The organism is Candidatus Sulfotelmatobacter sp. (genome assembly GCA_035498555.1).
Lineage (GTDB): Bacteria > Eisenbacteria > RBG-16-71-46 > RBG-16-71-46 > RBG-16-71-46 > DATKAB01.
The window spans coordinates 1-13,197 of sequence record DATKAB010000051.1 but is presented as its reverse complement, the minus strand read 5'-3'; the positions used below and the strand labels follow the sequence as shown (position 1 = coordinate 13,197).

14 protein-coding genes are annotated in these 13,197 nt (G+C 70.4%); all 14 read left to right on the top strand.

Annotated elements, in window-relative coordinates; genetic code table 11:
- Window positions 1-29: 29 nt before the first annotated feature.
- The 14 genes from VMJ70_04350 to argB all read left to right on the top strand — a co-directional run bounded on the left by VMJ70_04350 (window position 30) and on the right by argB (window position 13,031).
- Window positions 30-755: a hypothetical protein gene (locus tag VMJ70_04350; GenBank protein HTO90340.1), complete on the top strand. Its 726-nt coding sequence runs from the start codon at window positions 30-32 to the stop codon at window positions 753-755.
- Between the two features lie 78 nt (window positions 756-833).
- A complete protein-coding gene (locus VMJ70_04345; protein HTO90339.1) occupies window positions 834-1,400 on the top strand; it encodes a GNAT family N-acetyltransferase in 567 nt (188 codons plus the stop codon).
- The gene (locus VMJ70_04340; protein HTO90338.1) at window positions 1,397-1,819 is read left to right on the top strand and encodes a hypothetical protein; all 423 of its coding nucleotides are present in this window, start codon (window positions 1,397-1,399) and stop codon (window positions 1,817-1,819) included. Before VMJ70_04345 ends, VMJ70_04340 begins: the two co-directional genes overlap by 4 nt.
- Window positions 1,809-1,979, top strand: coding sequence for a hypothetical protein (locus VMJ70_04335; GenBank protein HTO90337.1), 171 nt, complete (start codon window positions 1,809-1,811; stop codon window positions 1,977-1,979). The genes VMJ70_04340 and VMJ70_04335 overlap by 11 nt, the downstream gene beginning before the upstream one ends.
- A 44-nt stretch (window positions 1,980-2,023) precedes the next feature.
- Window positions 2,024-2,686, top strand: a complete 663-nt coding sequence (locus tag VMJ70_04330) for a 7-carboxy-7-deazaguanine synthase QueE (protein HTO90336.1) — start codon at window positions 2,024-2,026, stop codon at window positions 2,684-2,686.
- Window positions 2,686-3,369 (top strand): 7-cyano-7-deazaguanine synthase QueC, encoded by a 684-nt coding sequence (queC, locus tag VMJ70_04325; GenBank protein ID HTO90335.1) that lies wholly within the window; start codon window positions 2,686-2,688, stop codon window positions 3,367-3,369. The genes VMJ70_04330 and queC overlap by 1 nt, the downstream gene beginning before the upstream one ends.
- 22 nt (window positions 3,370-3,391) lie before the next feature.
- Window positions 3,392-3,760, top strand: a complete 369-nt coding sequence (gene queD / locus VMJ70_04320) for a 6-carboxytetrahydropterin synthase QueD (GenBank protein HTO90334.1) — start codon at window positions 3,392-3,394, stop codon at window positions 3,758-3,760.
- A 257-nt stretch (window positions 3,761-4,017) separates the two neighbouring features.
- A complete protein-coding gene (locus VMJ70_04315) occupies window positions 4,018-4,932 on the top strand; it encodes an NAD-dependent epimerase/dehydratase family protein (GenBank protein ID HTO90333.1) in 915 nt (304 codons plus the stop codon).
- Between the two features lie 161 nt (window positions 4,933-5,093).
- Window positions 5,094-6,851 (top strand): biosynthetic peptidoglycan transglycosylase, encoded by a 1,758-nt coding sequence (locus VMJ70_04310; protein ID HTO90332.1) that lies wholly within the window; start codon window positions 5,094-5,096, stop codon window positions 6,849-6,851.
- Window positions 6,852-7,007: 156 nt separating this feature from the next.
- A complete protein-coding gene (locus tag VMJ70_04305; protein HTO90331.1) occupies window positions 7,008-7,817 on the top strand; it encodes a CPBP family intramembrane glutamic endopeptidase in 810 nt (269 codons plus the stop codon).
- A gap of 39 nt (window positions 7,818-7,856) precedes the next feature.
- On the top strand, window positions 7,857-10,499 hold the full coding sequence (locus tag VMJ70_04300; GenBank protein ID HTO90330.1) for a T9SS type A sorting domain-containing protein: 2,643 nt from the start codon (window positions 7,857-7,859) through the stop codon (window positions 10,497-10,499).
- 134 nt (window positions 10,500-10,633) lie between these two features.
- On the top strand, window positions 10,634-11,113 hold the full coding sequence (locus tag VMJ70_04295) for a hypothetical protein (protein HTO90329.1): 480 nt from the start codon (window positions 10,634-10,636) through the stop codon (window positions 11,111-11,113).
- Entirely contained in the window at window positions 11,110-12,216 is a 1,107-nt protein-coding gene (gene argC, locus VMJ70_04290; protein ID HTO90328.1) for an N-acetyl-gamma-glutamyl-phosphate reductase, read from the top strand. Before VMJ70_04295 ends, argC begins: the two co-directional genes overlap by 4 nt.
- Window positions 12,210-13,031, top strand: a complete 822-nt coding sequence (gene argB, locus VMJ70_04285) for an acetylglutamate kinase (protein ID HTO90327.1) — start codon at window positions 12,210-12,212, stop codon at window positions 13,029-13,031. The genes argC and argB overlap by 7 nt, the downstream gene beginning before the upstream one ends.
- Window positions 13,032-13,197 lie beyond the last annotated feature (166 nt).

The following is a 13,197-nucleotide window of genomic DNA, read 5'->3' as shown; positions in this document are numbered from 1 at the left end:
CGGGCCGCGCCCCCCAAGGAGGATGCGACATGAAGAAGATCATCGGGGTGGCGGCAGCGGCAGCCCTTCTCGCGACCGGCGCGGCAGCTTCGGCGTTCGCTCAGTGCGGCACCGGAGTCATGATCAAGTTCGACGCCGACGCTTTCGCGTACGAGACCAGCTACGTCAACGCCACCTATCACTCGAATCCCGGCAGCGTGTTGAGCATGGTCGGAATCGTGGACCTGTTCTGCGCGCCGTTCCTCGATCTCGACCCGAGCGACCCGACCACCGAGTACACGTTCTACATCACCAACCTGACCTCGGCGGGCACGACCGTGATTCCGGTTGGGCCCACGACGTTCTACGAGACCGATTACTCGGGCGGCACGTGGGAAATCCACGCTGGCTCGCCGCGCAACGCCCCGAACGCTGGCGGAATGCCTGCGCTGCCTTCGGCGCTGGTGCCGGCGAACTTCACCGACGGTCCGGTGATCCTTTCGGGCACGCTGTCGGGATTCCACGTCGAGGTGACCACGACCGGCGCCAACATCAACGGCTCGTTCAACTCGACCTACGTGACCACGGGCGGAACGCTGGCCGGCCGCGTCGGCAGCGGCTCGGCGAGCTTCGCTGGCAACTGGTGTCCGACCATGCAGCCCACCGGCTGCACGCCGGCCACTTACAGCGCTCATCCGAACGGCAAGTGGGACACCCCGGGGACCACCCCGGCGCTGCCCTCGAGCTGGGGCCGGATGAAGATGCTGTATCGCTGATCGAGCTAGATTTCTCACCGCCCGGGTCGGCAACGGCCCGGGCGGTTTTGTTTGGAACGCACCGTCGAGATGATCCGGATGCCACTCATCGAAACCGCAGAGTTCCGGCACGCCGAAGCGATCGCCGCCCTCCATGCCGCGAGCTGGCGCGCGACCTATCGCGGCATCCTGCGCGATGACTTCCTCGACCACGCAGCCTCCCAGGCGTTGCTCGAGCTCTGGCGCGAGCGGCTCCGGCAGCCGGCGGCGAGTGCCGGGCGCTGGATCGGCAGGATCGAGACCGACGGCGCGCTCGAGGCCTTCGCATGTCTGTTCCTCGACGCCGATCCCCGCTGGGGCGCGGTGCTCGACAATCTCCACGTTGCGCCGGATCTCCACGGGCGCGGGCTCGGCCGCGCCTTGATCGCCGCGGCCGCCGACTGGGTGATGGGCGAGCGTCCCGGCTCGGGGCTCCACCTGTGGGTCTATTCGCGGAACACGCCGGCGCGGCGATTCTACGAGCGCCTCGGCGGGCAGCTCGCCGGCGGCAAGCTCGGTACCGCGCTGGATGGCGGGCCGGTGGACACGGTGCGCTACGTGTGGCCGCGACCGGCCGAGCTCGCGGCCGCCGCTCGAATCCCGGCGCGTCGAGGGGCAGCATCGTGACCCGGCGCGTGATCGCGGTGGTCCCCGATCTCTTCTTCGCGACCAAGATCGCGGCGACCGCCGAGGCCGCCGCCGTGACGCTCGAAGTGCTGAGCGCCAGGGAAGCGCTCGAGCGCTGTCGCGCCGCGCCGCCGGCGCTGCTGATCCTCGACCTGTCGGCCGGAGAAGCGCCGCTCGATCTGGCGCGCGCGCTCCGCGCGGATGCCGCGACCGCCGGGCTCCCGATCGCCGGCTTCTACTCCCACGTCGAGGGCGGCACGCGTCTGGCCGCGCTCGCCGCCGGTGTGGATCCGGTGCTGCCACGCTCGGCGTTCGTCCAGCGCCTGCCGGCCCTGCTCACGGGCGAGGGCGCACCCGGCTATAATCCGGCGCTCGGAACCTCGACTCCTGTTCCCGGGAACGAATCGAATGAATCCTGAAACCTCCACTTCCTCGACCGGCGCCGAGCGGGTTCGCATCTCCTGCCCCGGATGCGGGCGCCACGACATCGTGAGCTGGCCCGCGGGCCAGCCGACCTATCACTGGAAGTGCTTCAACTGCGGGAAGCAGTTCGACCTCTCCCGCAAGCCGGCGCACTGAGCGGACGCGGCGCGGCCGTCGCGCCCGTCCGTCGCCCATCGACCGTGACGAGCTACCGGATCAGCGAGCTGTTTCTGTCGCTCCAGGGAGAGGGACCCTCGGCCGGCAGTCCCGCCCACTTCCTGAGACTTCAGGGCTGCGACGTCGGCTGCCAGTGGTGCGACAGCAAGTACACCTGGGACGCCGCCGGAGGCCGCGAGCGCACTCTCGATCAAATCTGGGCGGAGATGGATGCGCTCGGCCGGTCGGAGCTGCTGGTGATCACCGGCGGCGAGCCGCTCGAGCACCCGAACCTGGCCGAGTTGCTCGATCAGGCGTGCGCGCGCTGGGCCCGCGTCGAGGTCGAAACCAGCGGGGTGCTGCCCCCGCCGAGATCGCTCGCCAACCTCTTCTACAACGTCTCGCCCAAGCTCACGAGCGCCACGCCGCGCGCCGCGCTCACCTGGGCTCACGTCGACACCTGGCGCGACGAGCCGCGCGCCACCTTCAAGCTGGTGGTCGGGGATCCGCCCGACGTCGATGAAGCGCTGCGCCTCATCCGCGAGCACGATCTTCCGCGCCAGCGCGTGATGCTGATGCCCGAGGGCCTCACCGACGCGAGCCTGCGCGAGCGGGCGGTCGCGCTCGCGGAAGTCTGCAAGCACGAAGGCCTGCGCCTGAGCCCGCGCCTCCACATCTGGATGTGGGGCGCGAAGCGGGGCGTGTGATGAAGCGCGGGGTCGTGCTGCTCTCGGGCGGCCTCGATTCGAGCACCTGTCTCGCCTGGGCGAGGCGCGAAGGTTTCGAATGCCACGCCCTGGCGGTGGACTACGGCCAGCGCCATCGCGTCGAGCTCGATGCGGCGAAGCGCGTGGCGGCGGCGATGGGAGCGGCGTCCTACCGCGTCGTCGCCGTGGACCTGCGCGCGATCGGCGGCTCGGCGCTCACCGGCGCGATCGCGGTGCCGCGCGACCGCGACGAGCGCGCGATGGGCGCCGACATTCCAGTGACCTACGTGCCGGCGCGCAACACCGTGCTGCTGGCACTGGCGCTGGGGCTCGCCGAGACCCTCGCCTCCCACGATCTGGTCGCCGGAATGAACGCGCTCGATTACTCGGGCTATCCCGATTGCCGCCCCGAATTCGTGCGCGCGTTCGAGCAGGTGGCGAAGCTCGGCACGCGGGCCGGCGTCGAGGGCGCCGAGTTCCACGTGCACACGCCGTTGATGGCGCTCGACAAGGCCGGCATCATCCGCCTCGGGCTGTCGCTGGGCGTGGATTACGCGCTCACGCATTCCTGCTACGATCCCGCGCCCGATGGCGCGGCGTGCGGCCGGTGCGACGCCTGCCAGCTGCGGCGGAAGGGTTTCCGCGAGGCCGGCGCCGCCGATCCGACCCGTTACGCCGAATGATCCATCGGCCGGGAACGCGCTCATGCGAGTCGAATTGACCAAGGAATATCGCTTCGAGGCCGCGCACCGGCTGCCCCGGGTGCCGGCCGACCACAAGTGCTTCCGCATGCATGGCCACTCGTTCCGGGTCGAGATCACGATCGCCGGCGAAGTGGACGAGGCGCTCGGCTGGCTCCAGGATTTCGGCGAGATCAGCGCGATCGTCGAACCGATGCTCAAGCGCGAGCTGGATCACCGCACGCTGAACGACGTCCCGGGGCTCGAGAATCCGACCTCCGAGGTGCTGTGCGGGTGGCTATGGCGGCGGCTGGCCCCCGCGCTGCCGCTCCTTTCCGCCATCACCGTCCACGAGACCTGCGCCGCCCGCTGCACCTACCGGGGCGGGGCTTGACCGAATCGTTACGCACTCGCAAACCCGTGGAGCCCGGTCGCTTGACCTGTGAGCGGCGACCGCTTCAACTTGGTGCGCATCGGGAGGGCGCCCGGACAATCCAACCGGCCGACTCCCAGCAGGCGCGACTTCTCCTGTGGCGCGCCATTCCATTGGACGATGACTAGGGACGAAGTGGGACGGGCCTGCGAGCGCAAGCTCCGCTGGGGACGCCAGCGTGGCCGCGCGCCGATCGCCCGGACCTGGAGCCTTGAATCATGAAGCGCAGAGTGTTCGTAACCGGCGCGAGCGGTTATCTCGGCAGCGCGATCGCCACGCGGCTCGCGCGTGGCGAGTACGAAGTGATGGGGCTGACTCGCAGCCCCGAACGAGGCCGGACGCTGGCCGCGCACGGCGTCATTCCGGTGATCGGAGACCTCGACAAACCCGAAGTCTGGCGCGGCCAGCTGAAGAACACCGACGTCGCCATTCACGTCGCCTCGGATTCGAAGGACGCCGCGACGTTCGATCAACACGCACTCACCACGATCCGCGAGGCGGTGAACGACGGCCGCGTTCGTCGCGTGCTCTACACCAGCGGCATGTGGGTGCACGGCGACACGCACGGCCAGGTGGTGGACGAGACCACTGCCGTCAATCCGCTGCCGATCGTCCACTGGCGCGCCGCGCACGAGGAAATCGTCTTCGACCTGGCCGAGTTCGAGGTGCAGGCGATCGTGTTGCGGCCGACGATCGTCTACGGCGAAAGTCGCGGCATTATCGGCGGCTATTTCGCCGAGGCGCGCGACCAGCGCACCGTGACCTGTCCGGGCAACGGCGCGCAATTCTGGGGCATGGTGCATCGTGACGACGTGGCCGAGGCCTACGCGTTGGCGCTCGAGCACGGCAAGGGCGGCGAGCGCTACATCCTGTGCGACGAGTCGCAGCTCACCGCGAAGCAGATCTTGGAAGCGATCGCCCGCGCCACCGGCGCCGAACTGCGCCTGTGGGAAGCCGAGGGCGTGCTGAAGCAGCTCGGGCTCTACGGCGAAGCGCTGCTCGCGAGCCAGAAGAGCACCGCCGGCAAGGCGCGCCGCGAGCTGGGCTGGGTACCGCGGCACCAGAATTTCGTGCGCGAGGCGGATGATCTGTTCCGCGAGTGGCAGGCGGGCCAAAAAGCGCCTGTCGCGTAGACGTCAGATCACGGCTCGATCACTGCCTTGGATCGGTCCTGACGGCCTGCGGAGTATCCTAGCGGATCGACCTCGGCTGTCAGTCCCGATCCGCCTTGTCCTCGAGCCCTTCTCTGACGTCTAGACCCGCTCGCTCGGTCCTCATCCTTCTTCCCGCCGTCGTGCTCCTGGCGGCGGCGGTCGCGCTCGGGCCGTTCGCGCTCGGCGCCGCGATCCGTCACGCGGCGGGCAAGCGCGGGCTGATCGCTCGCTTCGACCGGCCGCAACTCACCGTCGCGTTCGGGGCGCGCATCCGGGACTTGCGCCTCATCCGTGTTTCCTCCGGCGACACGCTGCTCGCCGCCGATTCGCTCGAGTTGCGCCTGTCGCCGCTGCGCCTCCTCGTCCTGCAGCTCGCTCCCGCCGGGGTGCGGCTGACTCACGCCCGCATCGAGCTTCCGGCGCCGCGCGAGTCGGGCCAGGACTCGCTTGGCGAAGAAGAGACCGGCTCGAAGCGAAACGCGCGCCCCGATCGATCGGGCCGGCTGCGGGCGCTGGCCGATCAGTTGGTGCGGGCGCTGCTGCTTCCCGCGCGCACGCTGCCGAGCCTCGAGCTGCGCGACGTGCACGTGCGGCGCGCGAGCGCCGACGACACCCTCGAGGTCGATATCGAGCGGCTCGCGCTGAGCGCGAAATCCGCCGGCGCCGCGCTCGCGGCGAAAGGCCGGCTGGGCGCGGCAGGGGCGGTGCCGTTCGCGGGCCGGCTCCACTACGGCCGCGACGATCGGCTCACCGGCGCCTTCCGCTTCGAGCTGCCCGACCCGGGCGGATCCCGCGCCTGGCCGCTCGAGTTCGGCGTGGACGGCCGCGTGACCCAGGATCGGCGAGCCGGACGGATCGAGATCCGCGAGCCCACCACGCTGCGCGTGGGGCGGATCGCGATGCGGCTCGCGGCCACGCTCGACCGCCGCGGACCCGCGCTCGACCTCCGGCTCGCCGCCGACAGCCTGACCGAGTCGCGTCTCAAGGCCAGCCTGCCGCCGCCCGTGCTCGGACCGCTGGAAGAGGTGGGCGCTCGCGGCGGCTGGGACTACCGGCTGCGCTTCCAACTCGATCTGGCGCGGCCCGATTCGGTGGAGTTCGCGGCCGGCGTGATTCCGCACGGCCTGTCGCTCGACCCCGACCGTACTCGCCTCAACCTTCTCACCCTCGACCAGCCATTCGTCGCCACCATCCACCTGCCGCACCGGCGCCTCGTCACGCGCGATCTGTCGCCCGCCAATCCGCACTTCCGCGCCCTCGATCGGATCGATTCGACGCTCGCCCACGCGGTGGTCACCAACGAGGATGGCGGCTTCTTCCGCCACCGCGGCTTCAATCCCGAGGCGATCCGCAACTCGATCGCCGAGAACATCCGCGCCGCCGCCTACCGGCGCGGCGCCGGCACCATCACCATGCAGGTGGCGCGAAATCTCTGGCTGGGCCACGACCGCACGCTGGCGCGGAAGGCGCAGGAGGTGATCCTGGCCTGGGTGCTCGAGCACCTGACCGGCGTCTCGAAGCAGCGCCTGCTCGAGATCTACCTCAACGTGATCGAGTGGGGACCGGACGTCCACGGCGCCGACGAGGCCGCTCGCTACTTCCTCGGCCACGACGCCGGCCGGATGAGCGTGGACGAGGCGCTGTTCCTCACCACGGTCATTCCGTCCCCACTCAAATGGCGCTGGCGCTTCGAGAAGGACGGCAGCCTGCGCCAGTTCGAGCGCGAGCAGATGCACTTCATCGGCCGCGCCATGATCGCCCGCGGCTGGCTGGCGCCCGAGGCGCTCCCGCCGGTCGAGGCGCTGAGGGTGGAGCTGCGGGGGCCGGCGCGCGAGGTGATCTTCCCGCCGGCCGCGGACAGCGTCGGAGCCGGGCAGGCGGGCCGGCCGGCGTCATAAGACTCTGGACCCGCTCCCCCCCGGGTGTCAGAATCCTCAGCCGCGCTCGCACTCCCCGCCTGACGTGCCGCCGAGCGCCCGCACGCCTTTCGCTCGTGCGCCGCCAGTCCATCGTCGGCGCCAGTCGGAACCGAAACATTCTTCTGGAGAATTCTGTTGAGCGCTTCCGTGACGGCCGCGGCTCTTCCGGCCGGGCCGCCGCCGCTGGGGCAGCTGATCGCCGGATTCGCGGTGCTCGCAGCCGGGCTCGCCCTGCTCACGCGCCGGCGCGGACACCGCCCGCTGCGCTCGACGAGCGGCACGGTACGGGTGCTGCTCTACATCCTGGTCTACGCGCTCACCACGCTGTGCTTCATGCGCGTGCTGGCGCCGGCGCTGCTGGGGCGCATCGAGAGCCCGTGGCTGATGGCGCTCGGCGACGTCCTGTGCGTGACGCTCGGGCTCTTCATCTGGGTGCTGGCGCTCGCCGAGCGTCATCCGCTTCGGGACTACGGGCTCCACGGGGCGCCGCCGGCCCGACTCCTGCTTGCCACCGTCATGGGACTCGGCAGCGTGCTGGTGGCCTCGTTCGGGGCCTGGCGGACCCTGTGGATGCGCGGGGCCTCGCTCAATGGCGATCTCGTCATCTTCGCGCTGGCCTTCGCGGTGCTGGGCTCGGCGATCCCCGACGAGCTGCTGTTCCGCGGGCTGCTCATGACCTCGCTCGAGGGTCGCTTCGCCCGCTGGTGGCGGGTGGCGGCGCCGGCCCTGATCTTCACCGCGGTGCGCTCCCTGCGCTTCCTGCCGGGGCTGGAACTGTCCCCCCAGACCTGGCTGGCCTGGGTATTCGGGACCGTCTTGCCCCTTGGACTCTGGTGGGGTCTGATGCGAGACTTGGCGGGCGGCTCCCTGTGGCCCGGGCTGGTTTCCCATGCCCTGCTCGAGTTCGGGACCCTGGTGGCCGGGCCCGCCCGGCAGCATCCGTAGTCCGTTCGCGCTCATCTCGCCGCGATTGAGGAATCTTTCATGACGGTTCGACCGTTCCGCCCCGCCGCATTCGCGGCGATGCTCGCGCTCGCCCTCGTTCCATGCGCGCCGCGCGTGATTCACGCGTCCGAAAAGGCCCCGGCCGGCCCCGAGGCCGAACAGCAGCTGCGACTCAACAAGCTCTTCGCATTGAAAGTCGCGCTCAACCGCCAGGAGGCGCGCGAGCGATTCGAGATCGCGAAGGCGCGCGCCTACAGAAAGAAGCACGGCAAGTGGCCGAAGGGATTCAAGCTCGAACACGAGACCGAGGGCCGCGTGGATGCGGAGCGCGTTCCCGCCGCGCTCGCTCAGCGCGCCCGCGAGGCCGCCGAGACACCGGTGGCCACGTCGTTCCCGCCCAACGTGCGCGCCAACGATCCGAGCGGCGACCTGTTCTCGGATGCCGGCCAGTCGGAGACCAGCATCGCCGCGGCCGGCGGAAACGTCCTCCTGGCGTGGAACGACGGCAACGGGTTCGACGTCGGGACGCCGCCCAACTGGCAGCTCCAGGGGTTCGGCTACTCGACCAACACCGGCGCGAGCTGGACCGACGGCGGCATCATTCCTCCACAGACCGGCTCACCCAACTGGGTCTGGGCCAGCGACCCGGTGGTTACGGTGCGCGAGGGCACCGGCGATTTCTGGTATGCGGGGCTCATCTCTCCCGACGGGCTCTCGGGTTCGCACAACGGAGTCGGGGTGGTGAAGGGCTCGTTCACCGGCAGCACCTTCACCTGGGGCAACCCGGTGATCGCCGTGCAGGGATTGAACACCCAGAACGGCTACGACAAAGAGTGGCTCACGGTCGATCCCGCGAGCGGCTATCTCTACCTCGTGTACACCGATTTCGTCTTCACCGGCTCGGGCTCCGATCAGATCGAATTCGTCCGATCCCTCGACGGCGGCGCGTCCTGGACTCCGCCGACGGTGCTTTCTTCTCCCACCGACAACGCCAATTTCGCGGTGCAGGGATCACGCGTCGCGGTGGGCCCGAGCGGCGAGGTCTACGTGGTCTGGCAGGCGCTCGGCGATTCGGCCGCCGATTACTTCAAGCTTCGCAAGTCCACCAACAATGGCACCAGCTGGAGTAGCGAAGTGAAGGCGGCGCGCTACTTCTCCAATTTCGGCACCGGCGCTCCCGGCTTCAACCGCGGCCGCGGCATCACCTATCCGGCGATCGCGGTGGATCGCACCAGCGGCCCCTATCACGGGCGCGTCTACCTGGCCTGGAACGAGGCCGTCAACTGGTACCCCGAGGTGCTCAACGGAATCACCTCCGGCAGCGTCACCGAGCCCGAGGCCACCAGCGGATCGGGGGTCAACGACACCCCGGCCAACGCGATCTCGTTCACGATCGGCAACCGCGTGCGGGGCTGGGTGGGGAGCGCGAGCGACCTCGATTACTTCAAGTTCAACGCGGTCCAGGGCAAGACTTATACGTTCTACTGCGACACCGTCGGCGTCAGTCTCGACCTCGACTCACGCCTCTACTGCTCGGATCAGGCCACGCGATTGGCGCTCTCGACGGCCCCGGCGGCGGGCTACAGCACGCTCATCACCTGGACGGCTCCGGCGACCGGGACCTACTACCTGCGTTCGCAGGCCTTCCAGGGAGTGAGCGGCGGCACCGGCTACTACTCGATCGCGAGCTTCGTTCACAACACGCCGAGCGGCGACGATCGCGCGCGCGACGACCGCGACATCTTCGTCGGCTATTCGAGCGACGGCCTCACCTGGAACGCGCAGCCGGTGCGCGTCAACGACGATTCGCCGTGGCTCGACGACTGGCTGCCCGAGATCGCCATCACCGGCAACAGCCGGCTGTTCTGCACCTGGTTCGACTGGCGCGACGCCAACCCCAGCACTTGCTACGGCGAGTCCAACGTCTATCTGTTCCGCTCCGACGACGGCAGCGCGACCTGGAACGACCTGGGCCGCGTGTCCGACGCGACCTCGAGCTGGAGCGCCACCAGCAGCAACATCGCTCCCAATCAGGGCGATTACGTCTCGATCTATGCCAACAACACCGGCGTCTTCCCGGCGTGGGGCGACGGGCGCGACGGCAACCCCAACGTGTACACGGTGGGCATCCCGGTCATCACTCCGACGCTGGCCGCGCTGGCCAGCTCGCGCGTCGAGTCGGGCCGGGTCGAGATGGTGTGGTACGCCGCCGATCACGCCGGCACTCTCGCCACGCTCGAGCGCCGCTCGGGCGCGTCCGACTGGATCGACATCGCCAGCCGCGCGGTGGACGCGAGCGGCCAGGTGAGCTTCGTGGACGACACCGTGCAGCCGGGTGTGATCTACACCTACCGCCTGTCATTCGTGGGCTCGACCGATTACTCCAGCGAGGCGGTCATCAACGTGCCGCTCGGGCCGGCGCTGGCGCTGCGCGGCTCACGCCCCAATCCGGCCGAGCGCGAGCTGGTGGTGGCGTTCTCGCTGCCTTCCTCCGAGCCCGCCACGCTGTCGCTGGTGGACGTCTCGGGCCGCATACTTCGCAGGCGCGAGGTCGGAAGCCTGGGCGCCGGCCCGCACGAGCTGGACCTGACCGAGGGCGGCGCGATTCCGTCCGGCGTCTACCTGCTCGAGCTGCGCCAGGGCGCCGCGGTGCGCACCCGGCGGGTCACCTTCGTGCGCTGAGCCAGCGCTCCATCCCGGCTCCAGCCGAAGCCCGGCGCGCCCGCCGGGCTTCGTCGTTTTTCGCTTGACCGCGGCGGCCGGATGCGTTTTTATGCACGGTCACCAATAGTTATTCGACGCGTCCCGGAGGCTCGATGTCCCGCACTCGCCGTCTCGCCACGCTGGCCCGCCTGCTGAGCGGCCACCGGTTCGGTAGCCAGGAGGAGCTGGCCGACGCGCTGGCCCGCGACGGCTTCGAGGTCACCCAGGGCACGCTGTCACGCGATCTGAGGAGCCTGGGCGTGGGAAAAAGGCCGGGCGCAGACGGCCGCTCGGTCTACGAGCTGCCCGCGCCGGCCGCAGAAACCCTGGATCGCGAGCGGCAGCTGATCGATCTCAAGTCGTTCGTGAACGAAGTCCGGGTCGCCCAGAACCTGATGGTGGTGAGGACACCGCCCGGCCACGCCCACGGCGTGGGCCGCGCGATCGACCTCGCCGACTATCCCGGCGTGATCGGCACGGTGGCCGGCGACGACACCATCCTGGTGATCGTCGAGGACGCGCCGCAGGCGCGAAGGCTCAAGAAACATCTCGACGCGGTGGCGTCGGGCCGCGCCAACGGACTGGGCAAGTGAACCCGGGAAGCCCGCTCGAGCTGGGCGCGGAGCCCGGCGTCCACCTGTCGGCGAAGCGCGATGCCGGCGCACCGGTCGCGCGCGTCGCGGTGCTCGGCGCGAGCGGCTATTCCGGGCAGGAGTTCGTGCGCCTCTCGCTCGCGCACCCCGGCCTTCGGTTGACCGCGCTCGCCTCGCGCGAGCACGCCGGGCGGCCGGCGGGCGAGTTCCTCGCCGGGGTGGACGCGCGCGCCGCCGAGCTGCCCGAGGTGGTCGAGCCCGCGGCGCTCGCCAGTCTGCTCGAGGACGGCGTCTTCGACACCCTCGTCGCCTGTCTGCCGCACGGCGCCTGGCGCGAGCTGGCGCGCCTCCATCCCCGGCTGGCGAGCGAGCCCCGGCGCGTGCTCGACGTCTCGTCGGACCATCGCGACGGCTCGGCCAGCCCGCCCGGCTCGGCGCCCTATCGCTACGGCCTGCCCGAGGCGTTTCGCGATTCGCTGCGCGGCGCCTCCCGCATTGCCAACCCCGGCTGCTATCCGACCGCGGCGCTGCTCGCGCTCTTGCCGGCCGCGGAAGCGCGCTGGCTCGCCGGTCCCGCGATGGTGAGCGCGCTCTCGGGTGTCTCCGGCGCCGGACGCGCGGCGTCGCTGCGCACCTCGTTCGTCGAGCTCGATGGCAACGCCTCGCTCTACAAGGTCGGGACCGAGCACTCGCACGTCGGCGAGATGGAACGCGTGCTCAGGCAATTCGCCGGCGGCGTGATTCCGGTGGGCTTCGCGCCGCAACTGGCGCCGATGGCGCGCGGCATCCTGCTCACCGCCTGGGCGCCGCTCGCGAGCCCGGTGGCGCCGGAAGCCGCGCACGCGCACTACGCGCGGCGCTTCGAGAACGAGCCGTTCGTGCGCGTGCTGCCCCCTGGCCAGTGGCCCGAGACCCGCGCCACGCGCTCGTCCAACCGCTGCGACGTGGCGGTGACCACGCTCCATGGCGGGAAAACTCTGCTGGCGATGAGCGCGCTCGACAATCTGGTGAAGGGCGCGGCCGGTCAGGCAATCCAGAACCTGAACCTCATGCTCGGCTGGCCCGAAGAGACCGCGCTCCCGCGGCATTCCATCCCGTGGTGACACCCGCCTTCGCCGCAACGCGGCCGCTGGTGCTCAAGATCGGCGGGCGCGCGCTCGAGGCCCCGGGCGCCGCGGAGGATCTCGCGCGCGAGATCGCGGCGATCCAGGGCAGCAGCGTGATCGTTCACGGCGGCGGCTCGGAAGTCACCGCGTGGTGCGAGCGCTTCGCGATCGAGCCCCGCTTCGAGCGCGGACTGCGTGTCACCGACGCGGCGACGCTCGAAGTGGTGGTGGCGGTGCTTGCCGGGCTCGCCAACAAGCGCCTGGTCGCCGGGCTTCGCAACGCCAACGTCGACGCGATCGGGCTCTCGGGCGTGGATGGCGGAACGCTCGAAGTCGAGCCCCACCCGGACGCCGCGACGCTCGGCGCGGTGGGCGCGGTCACCGCGGTCTCGACCGCGCTGCTCGACACGCTGCTCGCGCAGGGCGCCGTGCCGGTGCTGGCCAGCGTTTCGGCGCAGGCCGGAGCGCTGCTCAACGTCAACGCCGACGACGCGGCGGCCGCTCTGGCGCCAGCGCTGCGCGCGCGCGCGCTGGTGCTGCTGAGCGACACGCCGGGCCTCGTGCTCGCCGGCGAGCATGTGCCGTCGCTCGATCGCGACGGGCTCGCGGCGGCAATCCGCCACCCGGACGTCCAGGGCGGCATGCTCCCCAAGCTGCTGGCCGCGCGCCGCGCGCTCGACGCAGGCGTGCCGCGCGTGGTGATCGGCGCGTGGGGCGGGCCCGGCTCGCTCGCGCGATTGCTGTCGGGCGAAGGCGCCGCGACCACTCTCACCTACGAATCCAACGTCACTCAGGAGGCGACGCATGGCTGACACGATGACCGCCACGAATTCCCCAGCGCCGGGGCAGAACGCTGCCGGCGCCATGGCCGAAGCCGAGCTCGGGCTGTTCGCACCGCTCTATCCACTGCCGCGACTCGAAGTGGTGGAAGGCCGCGGCGCGCGCGTGCGCGATCGCGAAGGCCGCGAGTATCTGGAT